The sequence below is a fragment of the Rhodoblastus acidophilus genome, from assembly GCF_900187365.1.
Taxonomy (GTDB): domain Bacteria; phylum Pseudomonadota; class Alphaproteobacteria; order Rhizobiales; family Beijerinckiaceae; genus Rhodoblastus; species Rhodoblastus acidophilus.
Window position 1 is genome coordinate 510,036 of sequence record NZ_FYDG01000001.1, and the last position, 19,646, is coordinate 529,681.

Here is a 19,646-nt window from a genome sequence, read left to right on the forward strand (position 1 = left end):
GGGGGCGCGCCGCTGAAAAATGCTTGCAGAACAGTCTCACCAGCTTGAATGCTGAGCCCCCCGCCCGGCTCCCCCTCACCCCCGCCCTCTCCCCGCACGCGGGGAGAGGGAGCCACGTCCCGGCCCTTCATGTCCCGCCTCGACCGTTTCGATCACGACCTGCGCTTTGAAATCGGCTTCGCCAGCGAAACCGGAAAACGCGCCGACAATCAGGATTACGCCGCCGCGCGCATCGGCAGGCCCCGCGTCGACGCGCGCCGCGCCACCGTCGCTGCGCTGGCCGATGGCGTCGGCGGACGCAAGGGCGGCCGCGACGCCGCCGAAATTTGCGTGCGCGGCTTTCTCGACGGTTTTTTCAGCCTGCCCGCGCCGCTCGGCGTGCGGCAGGCCGCCGCCCGCGCCCTCGACGCCATCAACGGCTGGATCGTGGCGCAAGGCCGCGTCGATCCGCAACGCGCCGGCATGGCGACGACCTTCACCGCGCTGATCCTCGATGGACGGACGGGCCATTGCGTGCATGTCGGCGACTCCCGGCTGTATCGGCTGCGCGACAATGCGCTCGAACAACTCACCGAAGACCATGTGCTCGGGCGCGGCGAACTCAACGTGCTGCGCCGCGCCGTCGGCGTCGAGCTGAACCTGCGCATCGACCATCACACTTTTCCGTTGCGGCCGCACGAACGCTTCCTGCTGTGCAGCGACGGCGTGCACGGCAGTCTGCGCGAGGCCGAACTCCGGCGCATTCTGGTCGAGCGCGCCACGCCCGAGCGCACCGCCGGGGATGTGGTCGCAGCCGCGCTCGCGGCGGGTAGCGCCGACAATTGCACCGTTCTGGTGGTCGATATTCTCGACACGCCGCCCGCCAGCGCCGAGGAAATTTCGGAAAGCTTCGAAAGCCTGCCCCTGCCGGACGCGCCGGAGCCCGGCGCGGTCATCGACGATTTCCGCATCGACGCGCTGTTGTCCGACGGGCGCTACGCCCGGCTGATGCGCGCCGAGGATTTGCGCGCGGGCCGACAGGTCGTGCTGAAATTCCCCAAACCCGATGTCGCGGAAGACGAGGTTTACCGGCGCGCCTTCCTCAACGAAGCTTTCGTCGCCAGCCGCGTGCGCAGCCCCTGGATCGGCGAGACCATCGAACTGCCCCCGAAGCGGCAGACGCGGCTTTATTCCGCCATGCCCTTTCTCGACGGCGAGACGCTGGAGGCGCGCCTTCAGCGCGATCCGCCCATCGGCCTCGACGAGGGCGCGCGGCTCGCCACCCGCATGGCGCGCGCCCTCGTCACCCTGCATCGCGCCGGCATCATTCACCGCGACGTCAAGCCGGACAATGTCATGCTGCTCAGGGACGGCGGGCTGAAGCTGCTCGACCTCGGGGTGGCCAGGCTGCCGCAGCTCGAAGATTTTCCGGACGACCATGCGCCCGGCACGCCCTCCTATATGGCGCCCGAGCTTTTCGCCGGCGCGCGCGGCGACGAGGCGACCGACCTGTTCGCCCTGGGCGTCACCGTCTATCGCCTGTTCACGCGCGCATATCCGTATGGCGAGATCGAGCCGTTCAGCAAGCCGCGCTTCGGCAAAGCGGCGTCCTTCGCGGCGCGGCGACCGGATTTGCCGGCGTGGCTGGAAGGCGCCATCGCCCGCGCCATCGCCGTCGATCCCGCGCGCCGCTATGGCGACGTGCTCGAATTCGCCTTCGAGATCGAAAACGGGGTCAAGCGCGGCGGACCCGCCGAGCCGCCGAAGAAAGCGCTTTATCAGAAGAACCCGCTGCTGTTCTGGCAGGCCGTTTCGGCCCTGCTCGCCGTGCTGCTGGCGATCGCGCTCGCGCCCCGTCATTAGACGGTCGGGCCGCGCCGGAAAGGCGGGAACAAACAGCTTCATCAGAGCTAATTAAGTTTCGCGGCGCTGCCCGCTCGCGCCATCTCGCGCTAAAGTCGCCGGCGTCGCCGGGACAGGCGCCGGATTGACCGGGCGGCGCGAGGCGATGCGGAGGAAACGACATGGTGCGCAAGAATAGTGTTGTCGCGGCGTTTGGCGCGGTGCTCGCGCTCTCGCCGGCGTTCGCTCATCCGGCGGACAAATTCATCGCCAAGGCCATGCTGATGACCGCGGCGGCCGAGGTGAGTTCCGACAGCAAGCAGGCCTTCGAGACGTTCAACCAGGGCAAGGGGAAATTCCTTACCGGCATGGACGGCAATATCTACGTGTTCTGCGTCAACGCCGACACCGGCAAGTTCGTCGCCATGGGCAACGCCAATGCGAAAGATCTGCTCGGCCAGGACGTGAGAACGCTGAAGGACGAGACCGGCAAGGCCTATGGCCAGGAGATCTACGCCGCCGGACAAAAGAAGGAAGGCGAGATCACCGAGGTCGACTATCTGTTCGCCAAGCCGAAGGACCCCAAGCCCGCCCTCAAGACGAGCTACGTGACGAGGGTGAACCAGGAGTTCGCCTGCGGCGTGGGCTATTACAACTAGCCCGCCGACCGTGTCGTTACTGCAAGGCGAGCTTCGCCCCGACCAGCGCCAGCACGCCCGCGAGCAGGCCGCGCAACAATTTGTCGGGCGCGCGCGAGGCGAAGACGCTGGCCAGGGCCACGCCGGGAATCGAGCCCGCAAGCAGGGAAACCAGCATGCTCCAGTCCACCGACCCCATCGCCCAATGGCCGGCCCCGGCGATCAGCGTGAGCGGCACGGCATGGGCGATGTCGGAGGCGACGATGCGCAGCGTCGGCATGCGCGGATAAAGCATCAGCAGCACCGTCACGCCAATGGCGCCGGCGCCCACCGAGGAAATGGTCACGAGGACGCCGAGCGTGGCGCCGAGCGCCACGGTCAGCCCGGCGATCACGCGGTCAGACAGCTTGTCGAACCGGGGCGCCAAGCGCGCCACCAGCCATGGCCGGAACAGCAGCGACAGCGCGGTGAGCCACAGCGCCAGACCGAGCGCGCAGGAAATGGCGGAGCCGGCCTGCCCCGATTTGAAGCCCATATGCCCGAGAACGAACAGGGTGAGCAGCGCCGCCGGCGCGCTGCCGCTGGCAAGACGCAGCACCACTTTCCAGTCGATGGTCTTGTTGGCGCCGTGGACGGTCGATCCGGCGATCTTGGTGATGCCGGCATAGAACAAATCGGTGCCGACCGCCGTGGCCGGATGAACGCCGAACAGCAGCACCAGCAGCGGAGTCATCAGCGAGCCGCCGCCCACGCCGGTCAAACCGACCATGCCGCCAACCAAAAGCCCCGAAAAAACAAAGGGCCATTCCAGAATTCCATTCCAAGGCATCGGCCGCAGCTCCCATCCAGAGCTGCAGAATATTTTGTCTAGTGAAATAGTCAAATATTTTCTTGCGGCGCCGAACAGACTCGGCCCGCGTTTATGACGGTTCGTCAGAAGCTTACCGGCGGGCCATGATCTTGATCATTGGCAAAAAGCGCCAAAAGTGAAATATTTGCGACAAGGCCCCGCGTAAATTCGGGCCGGAGGAAGCCGAAGGAGGCTGACATGAGCGAAGTTCTGCCCGGCGACAGAAGAGTTTCGGGCCCGCGCCTGATCGCGCTGGTGGGCCCGTTCCAGAGCGGTAAGACAAGCTTGCTTGAATCCCTCCTGACCCGCGGCGGCGCGCTCGCCCGCCAGGGCTCGGTGCGGGACGGCTCCTCCGTGGGGGATTCCAGCCCCGAGGCGCGCGCCCACGCCGCCAGCGTCGAGGCCAATATCGCTTCGGTCGATTATCTCGGCGACCGTTTCACCTTCGTCGATCTTCCCGGCTCGCTCGAATTCGCGCACGAGGCCCGCAACGTCCTGCCGCTGTGCGACGCCGCCGTAGTGGTTTGCGAGGCCGACGAGCGCAAGACGCCCGCCTTGCGAGTGATCCTGCGCGAACTTGAGGATCTTGCCCTTCCGCGCGTCCTGTTCGTCAACAAGATCGACGCCGCCACCTTGCGCATCCGCGACGCGCTGGGGGTGCTGCAACCGGCCTCGCGCACGCCGTTGCTGCTGCGCCAGATCCCGATCTGGCAGAACGGCATCGTCACCGGCTTCATCGACCTCGCGCTCGAACGCGCCTTCGTCTATCGCGAACACGCCCCCTCCGTGGTGGTGGACGTGCCGGCCGGCGAATTGCCGAGCGAGAAGGAAGCGCGCTACACCATGCTGGAAAAGCTGGCGGACTATGACGACGCGCTGATGGAGGAACTGCTGTCCGACATCGAGCCGCCGCGCGACCAGATTTTCGACGGCCTCACCCGCGACCTGCGCCAGGGCAAGGTCGCCCCGGTGCTGATCGGCTCGGCGGCGGAGGGCCATGGCGTCACCCGCCTGCTCAAGGCGTTGCGCCACGAGGCGCCGTGCGTCGCCGAAACCCGCGCGCGGCTTGGCGTTTCGGACACGGGCGCGCCGCTCGCCCATGCGCTCAAGACCATCCACACCGCCCATGGCGGCAAGCTCACCTTCGCGCGCGTGTTGCGCGGCGCGTTCGCGGACGGCGCCGCTGTGAAAAGCGCCAGCGGCGAAGACCGCGTGTCCGGCCTGTCCCGCCTGATCGGATTGGCGGGCGCCAAGCAGCCCAAGGTGGAGGAAGGCGATTGCGTCGCCTTCGGCCGGCTCGACCATATCGCCACCGGCGACAGTTTCGGCGACGCGAAGGGCGGCGTTCCCGCGCCGGTCGTCCCCGCCGTCGCCCAGCCGCAGCCGGCCTATGCGCTGGCGGTGACGGTCAAGGAGCGCAAGGACGAGGCGCGGCTGGCCACCGCCATCGCCAAGCTGAGCGAGGAAGACCCCTCGCTGGTGTTCGTCCACGACCAGGAGGCCGGCGAAATGCGCCTCAACGGCCAGGGCGAAATGCATGTGCGCGTGGCGCTGGAGCGTCTGGCGGCTCGCTTCGGCGTCGTCGTCGAGACGCAAAGACCCGCCGTCGGCTACAAGGAGACGATCCGCCAGACCGCCAATGTGCGCGGACGCCACAAGAAGCAATCCGGAGGCCATGGACAGTTCGGCGACGTCGTGCTCGATGTCGCGCCCCTGCCCCGCGGCGCGGGCTTCGTCTTCAAGGAAACCGTGCATGGCGGCGCGGTGCCGCGCAATTATTTCAGCGCGATCGAGGAAGGATGCCGCGACGCGCTGGAGCATGGACCGCTCGGCTTCCCGGTGGTCGACGTCGCGGTCACGCTGACCGACGGCTCGTACCATACCGTGGACTCCTCCGACATGGCGTTCCGCACGGCGGCGCGCCTCGGCGTGGCCGAAGCGCTCGGCAAGGCCGCGCCAGTGCTGCTCGAGCCCGTGCTGGCGGTGGAGATCACCGCCCCGAGCGAGTGCCTGTCGAAGATCACGGCGATCGTTTCGGCGCGACGCGGCCAGATTCTCGGCTATGACGCGCGCCCGGACTGGGAGGGATGGGACGTGCTGAACGCCCTGATCCCCGGCGCCGACATGGAGGGCTTCATCGTCGAGCTGCGCTCCGCCACGGCGGGTGTCGGCTCCTTCACCCAGAAATTCGACCATTGGGCCGAAATGATCGGCAAGTCGGCCGACGCCATCGTCGCGCATCGGGCGGCGGCCAGGGCGCCGGCGCACTGAATCGCGCGCTCCGGCGGTTTCGCATTCCCGAAAGCGGGCGTTCGCCAGAACGCCCGTTTTTTTACCGCGCCGCCGCCCGTCAGCCGCGCGAGGCGCCGCCGTGCGCCTTGTCTTCCGACAAATAGGCTTCCAGGCGCGCGCGCGACGGGATCATCACGCCGCCATATTTCATTTCGATCAGCCCCTTGTCGGCCAGACTGCGCAGCAGACGACTCACCCTTTGGCGCGAGCCGAAGCCGAATTGCGAGATATGCGTCTGGGTGACCGGCGCCGCCTGCCCTTCCTTCGCCAGCGCCACGGCGTCGGACGACGCCAGAAGCAACAGGTAGACCAGGCGCTTTTCGGGCCCGTAGGCGGCGAAGGACAAGGCCCAACCGGTCAAAAGACGGGTCCACTCCCCGACCATATCGACCACGGCGAGCAGCGCCGAGGCATTGCGTCCCACCAAACGCTGCACGTCGCGCGCCGGAATGGCCACCAGAGTCGCATTTGCGGAACTCCACAGGTCGCACATCATCGGCGCTGTCCCGAACACGCCGATCCAGCTCATCCACTTCCCAGGCAGAATTGGCAGGTAGGAAAAACCGCCATCAGCAGTCGACAGCACATAATCCAGGCTGCCATGAGCAACATAGCGTAAATACTCAGGTCGATCCTCACGATCGGTCAACAATGTCCTCTCATGATAATGTTCAACTCTTGCTTTTCCGCAGAGTTCGCGTCGTTCCTGTTCGCTCAGTCGCCCAAATACCGGGCAGGCTTGTATTATAGCTGGAACGTCAATTGCCTTAGCGTTCATAGAGTCCACACGTCAAATTGCGAAACGGAATGCAGCCGAAATGCTCCGCCATTGCGATGATTGGTCGAAACTTAACATTTAATCCGAGCATTTCGCCATAGCATGGTCTGGGGCAAATGGCACTTTTTTGGGGAGTTGAGCATGAAGGTCGGGGAGGAATTGCACGACCAGACCAGGAGATTGGACACAATGGACGGTCCGGATTCTGGCGAAGATAGCAGCGCCTTGCTGGAAACGGTCGTCAACGCCCATTATCTGGCGTTGCAAATGCGCATGCTGGTCAAGGCGCGGCGGTTTACCGGCAGCGAGGCCACCGAATTGCTTGCCTCGGCCCTGACCGAATGGGCTCAACTCGCCGGCGGCGAATGTTTCGACTCCCCCACGCTCTCCGCCCTGAAAATGCGCGACAAGCATTGATCGCGCCGCGCGGGCCGGGTTTGACCCCGGCCACCCCGGACTCAGGACTGGGTGGGGGGCCTTACTGACGCGTCAGGAGACCGGTGCAGCGCGCTGCACGCCGTGAGGCGCGTTGCGACGCGCTTCACGGCTACGCAAGCCGCGCCGGAAACATACGCCGAAACATTCTCCGGCGCGCCGACGGCCCGCCCAGGATCGTCTCGATATATTCTCGAAAAGAGCCAGCCGATCGCGATCGCGGCCTGACCGATCGGGCGCGCCGCATCGACCTTTTCCGGGCGCAGACGTCTTTTCTACTTGTCAAGTCTCATATTTCCCTATAGAGACGCCAAGCCTCCTCAGCGGAGGCGACATATGCGGGAGGTTTTCCGGTCGCCAGCCGGGTCATGAACCGCACCGCAACCTGCAACCCGCGCGGACCGGGGACACCCGTCGCCGCGCATTTTTGTTTCGGCGTCTTCAAGACGTCGCGACAAATCGTCCTTAGGGAGCAGCCATTATGGCAAAGAAGATCACGGGTTACGTGAAGCTTCAGGTTCCGGCCGGCGCGGCCAATCCGTCGCCGCCGATCGGTCCCGCGCTCGGTCAGCGCGGCCTGAACATCATGGAATTCTGCAAGGCGTTCAACGCCAAGACCGCGCAGATGGAAAAGGGGACCCCGATCCCCGTCATCATCACCGCCTATGCCGACCGCTCCTTCACTTTCGAGATGAAGCAGCCGCCGGTCACCTTCTTCCTCAAGAAGGCGGCGGGCATCAAGTCCGGCTCCAAGACCACGGGTCGCGGCTTTGTCGGCAAGGTCACCCGCGCCCAGATCCGCGAAATCGCGGAGAAGAAGGCGGCGGACCTGAACTCGCATTCCGTCGAGTCCGCCATGGCGATGATCGAAGGATCCGCCAAGTCCATCGGCCTGGAAGTTGTGGGGTAAGCCATGAGCGGTAAGCGTATTGCCAAGGCTCGCGAGGGCATCGAGCGCACCAAGCTCTATCCCATCGCCGAAGCCATCAAGCTGGTTCGCGAACGCGCTTCGGCCAAGTTCGACGAGACCATCGAAATCGCCTTGAACCTGGGCGTGGACCCCAAGCACGCGGACCAGATGGTGCGCGGCGTGGTCAACCTGCCCAACGGCACCGGCCGCACCCTTCGGGTCGCCGTGTTCGCCCGCGGCGCCAAGGCTGACGAAGCCAAGGCCGCCGGCGCGGACGTGGTCGGCGCGGAAGAACTGGTGTCCATCGTTCAGGGCGGCACGATCGACTTCGATCGCTGCATCGCCACCCCGGACATGATGCCGCTGGTCGGCCGTCTCGGCAAGGTGCTCGGCCCGCGCGGCCTGATGCCGAACCCGAAGGTCGGCACGGTGACCATGGATGTCGCGGCCGCGGTCGTCGCCTCCAAGGGCGGCGCTGTCGAGTTTCGCGTCGAAAAGGCCGGCATCGTGCAGGGCTCGGTCGGCAAGGCCTCGTTCGGCGACGAGAAGCTGGCCGAAAACATCACCGCTTTCGTCGACGCCGTGGCCAAGGCCAAACCGGCCGGCGCGAAGGGCTCGTATCTGCAGCGCATGGCGATTTCCTCGACCATGGGACCGGGCGTAAAGGTTGATCCGTCTTCCATTTCGCTCACGCAGCACTAAATAGCGCTTGACGTGAATTTGCGTCGGAGCGCTTGACAATTTGCAAAAATTCGTTCCGCCCCTCTTGGCAGGCGGGACGAACACGTTTACAAGATGTGTTTCGGGGATGTAGCGATCCTCGGTTTCCCGTTCAGGTCGCAAAGGGCCATTCCGCTTTGGTCGGATGAAAGCCGCGAACAAGATTTTTGGGCGCCCCGGGCCGCAGGGTCTGGATCGGCGCCTAAGGTTTTGCCGCTTCCCTTGGGCCCAATCGGGAACATTGAAGCTTCCGCTCGTAGCGTCAACAGGCGCTGCTGGCGGTGGATGGGCTGAAAGTTTGAGCTTTGGCTCCCGCCTTCAGCCCCGTCCTGTCCGAGACTGCCGGCGCTCTTGCCGTAAGGGAAGAGCTTAATCGTCGCGCAAACCATTGCGCGAGGCCAGCATAGACGGGGAAAGACCGGATTTCCTGGCGGGATAACCGCCGGACATGAGTTTGGTTCGAACCCTCTGATCCACAGGAGGCGCTCCGGCGCGATCCGAGTGGGGACAGGCGCATCGGCGCCGCGACGCTTGAGTGTAAGTGCTTCGCGGCATGTCGGCAACCGGCGGAGTCAGCGATGATTCCGTCAATTGAAGTGAGAGCACTGTGGACAGAGCGGAAAAAAAACAAGCCGTCGCCACGCTCCATGACGTCTTCGAGAAGACGGGCGTGGTCGTGGTGGCGAAATATTCCGGCCTGACCGTCGCCCAGCTGCAGAAACTGCGCAAGCAGGCTCGCGATGCTGGTGCGAACGTGCAGGTGGCGAAAAACCGCCTCGCCAAGATCGCCCTCGACGGCACTGACGTCGCCTCCATCGGCGCCCTTCTCAAGGGCCCGACCCTGATCGCCCATTCGGTCGATCCGGTGGCGGCGCCCAAGGTCGCTGCGGCTTTCGCCAAGGATCACGACAAGTTCGTCATCCTCGGCGGCGCCATGGGGACCACGGCCCTTAATGTGGATGGCGTGAAGTCGCTTGCGACCCTGCCGTCCCTGGACGAACTGCGCGGCAAGCTGGTTGGCCTCATCCAGGCCCCGGCGACCAAGCTCGCGCAGCTCACGACCGCCCCCGCCAGCAAGCTGGCGCGCGTGGTCGGGGCCTATGCCGCGAAGGACGAAGCCGCCGCGTGAGGCGTGGCTGGCGAAGCAAACCTTTAACCGAACCAAACTTCAAACAACGGAACTAAGAAAATGGCTAACCTCGAACAGATCGTCTCCGACCTCTCCGCCCTGACCGTTCTGGAAGCGGCTGATCTGGCGAAGATGCTCGAAGAGAAGTGGGGCGTCTCCGCCGCCGCCGCCGTCGCCGTCGCCGCCGCTCCGGCTGGCGCCGCCGCCGCCCCGGCCGAAGAGCAGACCGAGTTCACGGTCGTTCTCGCCGCCGCCGGCGACAAGAAGATCGAAGTCATCAAGGAAGTCCGCGCCATCACCGGCCTGGGCCTCAAGGAAGCCAAGGACCTGGTCGAAGGCGCTCCGAAGCCCGTCAAGGAAGGCGTTGGCAAGGACGACGCCAAGAAGATCAAGGAAGCCCTCGAGAAGGTCGGCGCCAAGGTCGAGCTCAAGTAATTTGGGGGTTTTTCTCCCTGTTGCGTAAAGGCGGTCCCGGGGGTCTCCCCGGGGCCGTCGAGCCGTCCCAGGGGGCTGAAAACCCTGGGCGCGCGAGGGGGAAGACCTCGGGAAAAAACTTCCAGGATTTTGCGCGGCCCCGGGCTTTTCAGCGGCGCCGCGCGACCCCGGCCGGTCCTTGCCGACCATTCCGGGAGGGGCGGAGGTCAATTCGGACCCGCCAGCAATGAGGTGCGAGGAGCGACATGGCGCAAACGTTCACCGGCCGGAAGCGTATCCGCAAATTCTTCGGTCATATCCGCGAAGTCGCGGTCATGCCCAATCTGATCGAAGTGCAGAAGGCTTCCTACGATCAATTCCTCATGGTGGAGGAGCCGAAAGGCGGCCGCGCCGACGAGGGATTGCAGGCCGTGTTCAAATCGGTGTTCCCGATTTCCGACTTCTCCGGCGCCTCCCTGCTCGAGTTCGTCAAATACGAGTTCGAAGCGCCCAAATATGACGTGGACGAGTGCCGCCAGCGCGGCATGACCTTCGCCGCCCCGCTCAAGGTGACGCTGCGCCTGATCGTGTTCGATGTGGACCCGGACACCGGCGCCAAATCGGTCAAGGACATCAAGGAGCAGGACGTCTATATGGGCGACATGCCGTTCATGACCATGAACGGCACCTTCATCGTCAACGGCACCGAGCGCGTCATCGTCTCGCAGATGCACCGCTCGCCGGGCGTGTTCTTCGACCATGACAAGGGCAAGAGCCACTCCTCCGGAAAGCTGCTGTTCGCGGCCCGCATCATCCCCTATCGCGGCTCCTGGCTCGACATCGAATTCGACGCCAAGGACATCGTGTACGCCCGCATCGACCGCCGCCGCAAGATTCCGGCGACCTCGCTGCTGTTCGCCCTCGGCCTCGACGGCGAGGAAATCCTCAACTCGTTCTATCGCAAGCTCGCCTACAAGCGCGAGAAGGACGGCTGGCGCCTGCCGTTCGAAGCCGACCGCCTCAAGGGCGTGAAGGCGGCGATGGACATCATCGACGCCGACACCGGCGACGTCGTGGTCGAGGCCGGCAAGAAGCTGTCGGCCCGCGCTGCGCGCCAGCTCGCCGAGAAGGTGAAGTTCATCCGCGCGGTGGACGAGGATCTCTACGGCCACTATATCGCCGAGGATCTGTTCAACCCGCAGACCGGCGAAATCTTCGCCGAGGCCGGCGACGAGATCACCGCCAAGTCGCTCGAAACCCTGATCTCCCTCGGCTTCGACGAACTGCCGCTGCTCGACATCGACCACATCAACATCGGTCCCTACATCCGCAACACGCTGGCGATCGACAAGAACTCCTCGCGCGAGGAAGCTCTGTTCGACATCTATCGCGTGATGCGTCCGGGCGAGCCGCCGACCATCGATTCGGCGGAGGCCATGTTCCATTCGCTGTTCTTCGACGCCGAGCGTTACGATCTTTCCGCGGTCGGCCGCGTCAAGATGAACATGCGCATGGACCTCGACTGCCCCGACACCACGCGCGTTCTGCGCCGCGAGGACATTCTCGCCGTGGTCAAGGCGCTGGTGGACCTGCGCGACGGCCGTGGCGAAATCGACGACATCGACCATCTCGGCAACCGCCGCGTGCGCTCGGTCGGCGAACTGATGGAAAATCAGTATCGCCTCGGCCTGCTGCGCATGGAGCGCGCCATCAAGGAGCGCATGTCCTCGGTCGATATCGACACGGTCATGCCGCAGGACCTGATCAACGCGAAACCCGCTGCGGCGGCCGTGCGCGAATTCTTCGGCTCGTCGCAGCTGTCGCAGTTCATGGATCAGACCAACCCGCTGTCGGAAATCACCCATAAGCGCCGCCTGTCGGCGCTGGGCCCGGGCGGTCTGACCCGCGAGCGCGCCGGCTTCGAGGTGCGCGACGTGCATCCGACCCATTACGGCCGCATCTGCCCCATTGAGACGCCGGAAGGTCCGAATATCGGCCTGATCAACTCGCTGGCGACCTTCGCCCGCGTCAACAAATACGGCTTCATCGAAGCGCCCTACCGCCGCGTCAAGGAAGGCAACGTCACCGACGAGGTCGTCTATCTCTCGGCGATGGAAGAGGGCAAATATTCGGTCGCCCAGGCCAACGCCCAACTCGACGAGCAGGGCAATCTCGTTGAGGATCTGGTGGTCTGCCGTCAGGCCGGCGAAGTCGTGATGCACACCCGCGACACCGTCGATTTCATGGACGTGTCGCCCAAGCAGCTGGTGTCCGTCGCCGCGGCGCTGATCCCGTTCCTCGAAAACGATGACGCGAATCGCGCGCTGATGGGTTCGAACATGCAGCGTCAGGCCGTGCCGCTGGTGCGGGCCGACGCGCCGCTGGTCGGCACCGGCATGGAAGGCGTGGTGGCCCGCGATTCCGGCGCCGCCATCGCCGCCCGGCGCGCCGGCGTGGTCGACCAGATCGACGCGACCCGCGTCGTCATTCGCGCCACGGAAGAACTCGACGCCGGCAAGCCGGGCGTCGACATCTACCGCCTGATGAAGTTCCAGCGCTCCAACCAGTCCACCTGCATCAACCAGCGTCCGCTGGTGCGCGTGGGCGACGTGGTCGGCAAGGGCGACATCATCGCCGACGGCCCGTCCACCGACATGGGCGATCTCGCGCTCGGCCGCAACGTGGTCGTCGCGTTCATGCCCTGGAACGGCTACAATTTCGAGGACTCCATCCTTCTCAACGAGAAGATCGTGAAGGAGGATATCTTCACCTCCATTCACATCGACGAGTTCGAGGTGATGGCGCGCGACACCAAGCTCGGCCCAGAGGAAATCACCCGCGATATTCCCAACGTCTCGGAAGAGGCGCTGAAGAATCTCGACGAAGCCGGCATCGTCTATATCGGCGCCGAAGTGCAGGCGGGCGACATTCTCGTCGGCAAGATCACGCCCAAGGGCGAAAGCCCGATGACCCCCGAAGAAAAGCTGCTTCGCGCGATCTTCGGCGAAAAGGCGTCAGACGTGCGCGACACTTCGCTGCGCGTGCCTCCGGGCGTGACCGGCACCATCGTCGAAGTGCGCGTGTTCAACCGCCACGGCGTCGACAAGGACGAACGCGCCCAGGCGATCGAGCGCGAGGAGATCGAGCGTCTCGCCAAGGACCGCGATGACGAGCAGGCCATCCTCGACCGCAACGTCTACGCCCGCCTCGCCGACATGCTGATCGGCAAGGTCGCGCTTTCCGGCCCGAAGGGGTTCAAGAAAGAGCAGACGCTGACCCGCGAATTGCTGGACGAATATCCGCGCTCGCAATGGTGGGTGTTCGCCATCAACGACGACGCCACGATGGGCGAAATCGAGGCGATGCGGAAACAGTACGACGAAGCGAAGAAGGGGCTGGAAAGCCGCTTCCTCGACAAGGTCGAGAAGCTGCAGCGTGGCGACGAGCTGTCGCCGGGCGTGATGAAGATGGTCAAGGTCTTCGTCGCGGTGAAGCGCAAGATTCAGCCCGGCGACAAGATGGCGGGCCGCCACGGCAACAAGGGCGTGGTCTCGCGCATTCTCGCGCAGGAGGACATGCCCTTCCTCGCCGACGGCACCCCCGTAGACATCGTGCTGAACCCGCTCGGCGTGCCGTCGCGCATGAACGTCGGTCAGATTCTCGAGACCCATCTCGGCTGGGCCTGCCGCAATCTCGGCAAGCAGGTGGCCGACGCCGTCAACGCCTACCAGCGGTCCATGGACGCCGCGCCCTTGCGCGACAAGCTGAAGGATCTCTATGGCACGGGGGCGAAGATCGACGATCTCGACGCGCTCGAGGACGGCGAATTGGTGGAAGTCGCGCAGAACCTGACGCGCGGCGTGCCGATCGCCACCCCGGTGTTCGACGGCGCCCGCGAGCCTGACATCGTGAACATGCTGGAAAAGGCCGGCATGGACGCGTCCGGCCAGACCGTTCTCTATGACGGCCGCACCGGCGAGGCTTTCGACAGAAAAGTGACCGTGGGCGTGATCTACATGCTCAAGCTTCATCACTTGGTCGACGACAAGATTCACGCCCGCTCCATCGGCCCCTACTCGCTCGTCACCCAGCAGCCGCTGGGCGGCAAGGCGCAGTTCGGCGGCCAGCGCTTCGGCGAAATGGAAGTGTGGGCGCTGGAAGCCTATGGCGCCGCCTATACCTTGCAGGAAATGCTCACCGTGAAGTCGGACGACGTCGCGGGCCGCACCAAGGTCTATGAAAGCATCGTGCGCGGCGACGACACGTTCGAATCGGGCATTCCGGAAAGCTTCAACGTGCTGGTCAAGGAAATGCGCTCGCTCGGCCTCAATGTCGAACTGGCCCAGTCCAATCCGCCGTCGCCCGAAGACGAACTGCCGCCGGCCGAAGCCGCCGAGTAATTTCGGGGAGGCGCCGCGCCTCCCCGCCCCCATGGCGTCCGCGGCCGCGCGCGGACGCCCCTGAAATTAAAGCGAGCATCCCCAAGGGGATCGCAGGAGAACAGCATGAACCAAGAGGTCATGAATCTCTTCAACCCGGTCGTTCAGCCGCAGGCTTTCGACCAGATCCAGATTTCGATCGCCAGCCCGGAAAAAATCCTGTCCTGGTCGTTCGGCGAGATCAAGAAGCCGGAAACGATCAACTACCGCACCTTCAAGCCGGAGCGCGACGGCCTGTTCTGCGCCCGCATCTTCGGCCCGATCAAGGATTACGAATGCTTGTGCGGCAAGTACAAGCGCATGAAATACAAGGGCGTCATCTGCGAAAAGTGCGGCGTTGAAGTCACGCTGTCGCGCGTCCGCCGCGACCGCATGGGCCATATCTCTCTCGCGGCCCCGGTCGCGCATATCTGGTTCCTGAAGTCGCTGCCGTCGCGCATCGGCCTGCTGCTCGACATGACGCTCAAGGATCTCGAGCGCATCCTGTACTTCGAGTCCTACATCGTCATCGACAACGGCCTGACCTCGCTGAAGAACCGTCAGTTGCTGAGCGAAGAGGAATACCTCATCGCCCAGGACGAGTTCGGCCAGGATTCGTTCACCGCCATGATCGGCGCGGAAGCGATCCGCGAGATCCTGCGCAATATGGATCTGGAGCAGATCGCCGCCCAGTTGAAGGTGGAGATCGCCGAGGCCACCACCGAGCTGAAGCCGAAGAAGCTGGCCAAGCGGCTGAAGATCATCGAGGCCTTCATCAATTCCGGCAACAAGCCGGAATGGATGATTCTGACCGAAGTGCCCGTCATTCCGCCGGACCTGCGCCCGCTGGTTCCGCTCGATGGCGGCCGTTTCGCGACGTCCGACCTCAATGACCTGTACCGCCGCGTCATCAACCGCAACAACCGTCTGAAGCGGCTGATCGAACTGCGCGCGCCCGACATCATCATCCGCAACGAAAAGCGCATGCTGCAGGAAGCGGTGGACGCGCTGTTCGACAACGGCCGCCGCGGCCGCGTCATCACCGGCGCCAACAAGCGTCCGCTGAAGTCGCTCGCCGACATGCTCAAGGGCAAGCAGGGCCGCTTCCGTCAGAACCTGCTCGGCAAGCGCGTCGACTATTCCGGCCGCTCCGTGATCGTGGTGGGCCCTGAACTCAAGCTGCATCAGTGCGGCCTGCCCAAAAAGATGGCCTTGGAGCTGTTCAAGCCCTTCATCTATTCGCGTCTCGACGCCAAGGGCCTGTCGGCCACCGTCAAGCAGGCGAAGAAGCTGGTTGAAAAGGAAAAGCCCGAGGTTTGGGACATCCTCGACGAGGTGATCCGCGAACATCCGGTCATGCTCAACCGCGCGCCGACGCTGCACCGCCTGGGCATCCAGGCGTTCGAGCCGACGCTGATCGAGGGCAAGGCGATCCAGCTGCATCCTCTCGTCTGTTCGGCGTTCAACGCCGACTTCGACGGCGACCAGATGGCGGTCCACGTGCCGCTGTCGCTGGAGGCGCAGCTTGAAGCCCGCGTGCTGATGATGTCGACCAACAACATCCTGCACCCGGCCAACGGCCTGCCGATCATCGTGCCGTCGCAAGACATTGTGCTGGGCCTCTACTACCTCACGCTGATGCGCGACGGCGAGCCGGGCCAGGGCATGTGCTTCGCCGAAATGTCCGAGATCGAGCATGCGCTGTTCTCGAAAAGCGTCACGCTGCATTCCAAGGTCAGGGGCCGCGGCTGGACCTGGAACGAAAACGGCGAGCGCGTGTCGAAAATCTTCGACACCACGCCCGGCCGCATGATCCTGTCGCAACTGCTGCCCAGGCACATCAAGATCTCCTTCGACGTCGCCAACAAGCTGATGACCAAGAAGGAAATTTCCGGAATGATCGACACCGTCTACCGCAACTGCGGGCAGAAGGAGACGGTCATTTTCTGCGACAAGATCATGTCGCTCGGCTTCCGCGAGGCCTGCAAGGCCGGCATCTCCTTCGGCAAGGACGACATGGTCGTGCCCGAGGCGAAGAAGCGCATCGTCGAGGAAACCCGCAACCTCGCCAAGGAATATGAGCAGCAGTACCTCGACGGCCTGATCACCCAGGGCGAGAAGTACAACAAGGTCGTCGACGCCTGGGGCAAGTGCTCCGCGCAGCTCGCCGACGAAATGATGAACGGCATTTCCTCGGTGAAGAAGGACGAGCTCGGCCGCGACAGGCCGATCAACTCCATCTACATGATGGCGCATTCCGGCGCGCGCGGCTCGCGCGAACAGATGCGTCAGCTCGCGGCTATGCGCGGCCTGATGGCCAAGCCGTCGGGCGAGATCATCGAAAGCCCGATCATCTCGAACTTTAAAGAAGGCCTGACCGTTCTCGAATACTTCAACTCCACCCACGGCGCGCGAAAAGGCCTCGCGGATACGGCGTTGAAGACCGCGAACTCCGGTTACCTCACCCGCCGTCTCGTGGACGTGGCGCAGGATTCGATCATCACCAAGGTGGATTGCGGCTCGACGCGCGGCATCCGCATGCGGGCGATCGTCGACGCCGGCCAGGTGGTGGCGCCGCTGTCGATCCGCATTCTCGGCCGCACCGCGGCGGAGGATCTGGTCGATCAGGAAGGCCACGTCATCGTCAAGACCGGCGAGATGATCCAGGAATGGCACATCGAGCCGATCACGGCCGCCGGCATTCAGGAAGTCACCATCCGCTCGGTGCTGACCTGCGAGGCCACCAATGGCGTCTGCGCCAAGTGCTATGGCCGCGATCTCGCGCGCGGCACGCCGGTCAACATGGGCGAAGCGGTGGGCGTCATCGCGGCGCAGTCGATCGGCGAGCCGGGCACGCAGCTCACCATGCGCACGTTCCACATCGGCGGCGCGGCGCAGATCGCCGACAGCTCGTTCATTGAATCGAGCTTCGACGGCGAAGTGCGCATCCGCAACCGGCATCTCGCCCGCAACTCCGAGGGCGATCTCATGGTCATGGCGCGCAACGTCGCCGTGGTCGTGGTCGGCCCGGATGGAACGGAAAAGGCCACCCATCGCGTCCAATACGGTTCGCGCCTGAAGGTGGACGAGGGCGACAAGATCAAGCGCGGCCAGCGCATCGCCGAATGGGACGCCTATACCCGTCCGATCATGACCGAAGTCGATGGCGTCATCGGCTTCGAGGATCTGGTCGAAGGCATGTCCTTGTCGGAATCGGTTGACGAGGCCACCGGCATCGCCAAGCGCATGGTCATGGATTGGCGCATGAACGTGCGTTCGTCCAGCCTCAAGCCGGCGCTGGTGATCAAGGGCAAGGACGGCAAGCTCCTGAAGCTGTTGCGCGGCGGCGACGCCCGTTACCTGCTTCCGGTCGACTCGATCCTCAGCTTCGACCCGGGCGCGGAGGTCAAGGCGGGCGACATCATCGCCCGTATCGCGCTGGACTCGGCGAAAACCCGCGACATCACCGGCGGTCTGCCGCGCGTCGCGGAACTGTTCGAGGCGCGCCGTCCGAAGGATCACGCGATCATCGCGGAAATCTCGGGAACCGTGCAGTTCGGCAAGGACTACAAGAACAAGCAACGTCTCTCGATCATTCCGAACGAGGAAGGCGCTGATAACGTCGAGTATCTGATCCCGAAGGGCAAGCACATCCATCTGCAGGATGGCGACATCGTCGAAAAGGGCGATTACATCGTCGACGGCAACCCCGCGCCGCATGACATTCTGGCGATCAAGGGCGTGGAGGAGCTTGCGGCTTACCTCGTCAACGAAATCCAGGAAGTCTATCGTCTGCAGGGCGTGAGCATCAATGACAAGCACATCGAGGTGATTGTTCGCCAGATGCTGCAGAAGGTCGATATCGTCGATCCCGGCGACACCGACTACCTGCCCGGCGAGCAGGTCGACAAGATCGAGATGGACGAGATCAACGAGAAGGTCATCGACGAGGGCGGCAAGCCGGCGACGGGAACCCCCGTGCTGCTCGGCATCACCAAGGCCTCGCTGCAGACCCGGTCGTTCATCTCGGCGGCCTCGTTCCAGGAGACCACCCGCGTCCTCACCGAAGCCGCTGTCAACGGCAAGGTGGATACGCTGGAAGGCCTGAAGGAAAACGTCATCGTCGGCCGGCTCATCCCGGCGGGCACGGGCGCGGCCATGGCGAAACTGCGCAACATCGCCAACACCCGCGACGATCTCATCCTGCAGCAGAAGGCGGAAGATTCCGCCGGAACGGCGCAGCCCCCGGCCCTGCCGGCGGCGGAGTAAACGAGACTTTGCAAAGGCCGCGAAAGCGGCCTTTGTTTTTCCGACACGATGGGAAGAGCTTGCTCTCCCGTTGCGGGAGAAGGAGTCCCGGCGCCAAACGTCGGGACGGATCGGGAGGCGTCAGCCGCCGATCACCCGTTTGCAATTGAGGGAAGCCCCCTCATCCGGTCGCTCGGCTGGGGACTATGCCTTCGGCTTCTCTCGCGCCATCTGGAAATGCAACGCCTCGGCGATGAAGGAATAGATCGCGCCGGTCATGGCGTGGATGAAGCCGGGAGCGCCGCACAAAAACACCCGGCGGGTCACAAAAATCCGGAAAAAATACAGCGGCGGGTTGAACACCAGCTTCAGAACGCTCGGCTTCTTGCCGGCGGCGATGCGCTGCTCGGCCTTGAGCCGGGCGTAGAGGATTTCCTTGGGCAGTTGCGCGTCGAGCCGCAACCCGCGCTCATGCCGCAGCAGGCCCGTGTTGGCGTCGCGTATGCCGCCCTCGACCACCAATCCCTCATGCACCAGCACGGTCGCGTCGAAATGCGCCCGCCCCCGCCGCACCAACCGCAGGATGTGATCGGGCTTGACGGACGGCGGCGGCGGCTCGGTCTCGCCATAGAGCGTCAGCACGCGCGGCAACCGCCAGCCGCCGACCTCCTCCGGGGCCGCCAGCAGCCGCGGGAGATCTGCGCGTAAAACGTCGTCGAGCCATTCGTCGGCGTCGATGCTGAGAATCCAGGCTTCGCGCGCCTGCTCCAGCGCAAACTGTTTCTGTTTGGCGTAACCGGGCCAGTCGCGCCGGTGCAATTCAATCGGCCAGCCGCGTGCGGAAAAATCCTCGACAATGGCCAGGGTGCGGTCGGTCGAACCGGAATCGACCACGACAATTTGCGCGCAATCGGCCAAGCTGGCGAGACAGGCGCCGATGCACGCCTCCTCGTTCTTGCAGATCACGGTGGCGGCGACGGGGAGGCGGGACAT

13 protein-coding genes are annotated in these 19,646 nt (G+C 64.4%); 10 read left to right on the forward strand and 3 right to left on the reverse strand.

The genetic code is table 11. The features are described from left to right. Positions 1-129: 129 nt before the first annotated feature. Positions 130-1,842, forward strand: a complete 1,713-nt coding sequence (locus CFB24_RS02155; protein ID WP_088518914.1) for a bifunctional protein-serine/threonine kinase/phosphatase — start codon at positions 130-132, stop codon at positions 1,840-1,842. Between the two features lie 161 nt (positions 1,843-2,003). Next, positions 2,004-2,480, forward strand: a complete 477-nt coding sequence (locus tag CFB24_RS02160; protein ID WP_088518915.1) for a cache domain-containing protein — start codon at positions 2,004-2,006, stop codon at positions 2,478-2,480. A 16-nt stretch (positions 2,481-2,496) separates the two neighbouring features. Here CFB24_RS02160 and CFB24_RS02165 read toward each other — a convergent pair whose 3' ends face one another. Beyond that, the gene (locus CFB24_RS02165; protein ID WP_088518916.1) at positions 2,497-3,288 is read right to left on the reverse strand and encodes a sulfite exporter TauE/SafE family protein; all 792 of its coding nucleotides are present in this window, start codon (positions 3,286-3,288) and stop codon (positions 2,497-2,499) included. A gap of 219 nt (positions 3,289-3,507) precedes the next feature. Here CFB24_RS02165 and CFB24_RS02170 point away from each other — a divergent pair, with 219 nt between their 5' ends. Further along, complete coding sequence (locus CFB24_RS02170) at positions 3,508-5,580, forward strand: elongation factor G (protein ID WP_088518917.1); 2,073 nt, start codon at positions 3,508-3,510, stop codon at positions 5,578-5,580. A gap of 79 nt (positions 5,581-5,659) precedes the next feature. On the opposite strand, the gene CFB24_RS02175 is transcribed toward CFB24_RS02170, so the two are convergent. Then, a complete protein-coding gene (locus tag CFB24_RS02175; protein ID WP_158255334.1) occupies positions 5,660-6,250 on the reverse strand; it encodes a Crp/Fnr family transcriptional regulator in 591 nt (196 codons plus the stop codon). Between the two features lie 270 nt (positions 6,251-6,520). On the opposite strand from CFB24_RS02175, the gene CFB24_RS02180 reads away from it, so the two are divergent. The 7 genes from CFB24_RS02180 (at position 6,521) to rpoC (ending at position 18,674) form a co-directional block, all read left to right on the forward strand. After that, positions 6,521-6,796: a hypothetical protein gene (locus CFB24_RS02180; protein WP_141098317.1), complete on the forward strand. Its 276-nt coding sequence runs from the start codon at positions 6,521-6,523 to the stop codon at positions 6,794-6,796. Between the two features lie 499 nt (positions 6,797-7,295). Further along, the gene (rplK, locus tag CFB24_RS02185) at positions 7,296-7,724 is read left to right on the forward strand and encodes a 50S ribosomal protein L11 (protein ID WP_088518920.1); all 429 of its coding nucleotides are present in this window, start codon (positions 7,296-7,298) and stop codon (positions 7,722-7,724) included. A 3-nt stretch (positions 7,725-7,727) separates the two neighbouring features. Further along, positions 7,728-8,426 (forward strand): 50S ribosomal protein L1, encoded by a 699-nt coding sequence (gene rplA / locus CFB24_RS02190; protein WP_088518921.1) that lies wholly within the window; start codon positions 7,728-7,730, stop codon positions 8,424-8,426. 625 nt (positions 8,427-9,051) lie between these two features. After that, complete coding sequence (rplJ, locus tag CFB24_RS02195) at positions 9,052-9,573, forward strand: 50S ribosomal protein L10 (RefSeq protein WP_088518922.1); 522 nt, start codon at positions 9,052-9,054, stop codon at positions 9,571-9,573. A 60-nt stretch (positions 9,574-9,633) separates the two neighbouring features. After that, positions 9,634-10,008, forward strand: coding sequence for a 50S ribosomal protein L7/L12 (rplL, locus tag CFB24_RS02200; protein WP_088518923.1), 375 nt, complete (start codon positions 9,634-9,636; stop codon positions 10,006-10,008). Between the two features lie 245 nt (positions 10,009-10,253). Then, complete coding sequence (gene rpoB / locus CFB24_RS02205) at positions 10,254-14,387, forward strand: DNA-directed RNA polymerase subunit beta (protein WP_088518924.1); 4,134 nt, start codon at positions 10,254-10,256, stop codon at positions 14,385-14,387. A gap of 105 nt (positions 14,388-14,492) precedes the next feature. Next, the gene (rpoC, locus tag CFB24_RS02210; protein ID WP_088518925.1) at positions 14,493-18,674 is read left to right on the forward strand and encodes a DNA-directed RNA polymerase subunit beta'; all 4,182 of its coding nucleotides are present in this window, start codon (positions 14,493-14,495) and stop codon (positions 18,672-18,674) included. Positions 18,675-18,857: 183 nt separating this feature from the next. Here rpoC and CFB24_RS02215 read toward each other — a convergent pair whose 3' ends face one another. Next, the gene (locus tag CFB24_RS02215; RefSeq protein WP_088518926.1) at positions 18,858-19,646 is read right to left on the reverse strand and encodes a glycosyltransferase family 2 protein; all 789 of its coding nucleotides are present in this window, start codon (positions 19,644-19,646) and stop codon (positions 18,858-18,860) included.

Bases quoted from the DNA above. Each gene is read 5' to 3' on its own strand.
- CFB24_RS02180 (WP_141098317.1), top strand. From the start codon at position 6,521: ATGAAGGTCGGGGAGGAATTGCACGACCAGACCAGGAGATTGGACACA.
- rpoC (WP_088518925.1), top strand. From the start codon at position 14,493: ATGAACCAAGAGGTCATGAATCTCTTCAACCCGGTCGTTCAGCCGCAG.
- rpoB (WP_088518924.1), top strand. From the start codon at position 10,254: ATGGCGCAAACGTTCACCGGCCGGAAGCGTATCCGCAAATTCTTCGGT.
- CFB24_RS02165 (WP_088518916.1), bottom strand. From the start codon at position 3,288: ATGCCTTGGAATGGAATTCTGGAATGGCCCTTTGTTTTTTCGGGGCTT.
- rplA (WP_088518921.1), top strand. From the start codon at position 7,728: ATGAGCGGTAAGCGTATTGCCAAGGCTCGCGAGGGCATCGAGCGCACC.
- rplK (WP_088518920.1), top strand. From the start codon at position 7,296: ATGGCAAAGAAGATCACGGGTTACGTGAAGCTTCAGGTTCCGGCCGGC.
- CFB24_RS02170 (WP_088518917.1), top strand. From the start codon at position 3,508: ATGAGCGAAGTTCTGCCCGGCGACAGAAGAGTTTCGGGCCCGCGCCTG.
- CFB24_RS02160 (WP_088518915.1), top strand. From the start codon at position 2,004: ATGGTGCGCAAGAATAGTGTTGTCGCGGCGTTTGGCGCGGTGCTCGCG.
- CFB24_RS02215 (WP_088518926.1), bottom strand. From the start codon at position 19,646: ATGTCCCGCCTCCCCGTCGCCGCCACCGTGATCTGCAAGAACGAGGAG.
- rplL (WP_088518923.1), top strand. From the start codon at position 9,634: ATGGCTAACCTCGAACAGATCGTCTCCGACCTCTCCGCCCTGACCGTT.
- CFB24_RS02155 (WP_088518914.1), top strand. From the start codon at position 130: ATGTCCCGCCTCGACCGTTTCGATCACGACCTGCGCTTTGAAATCGGC.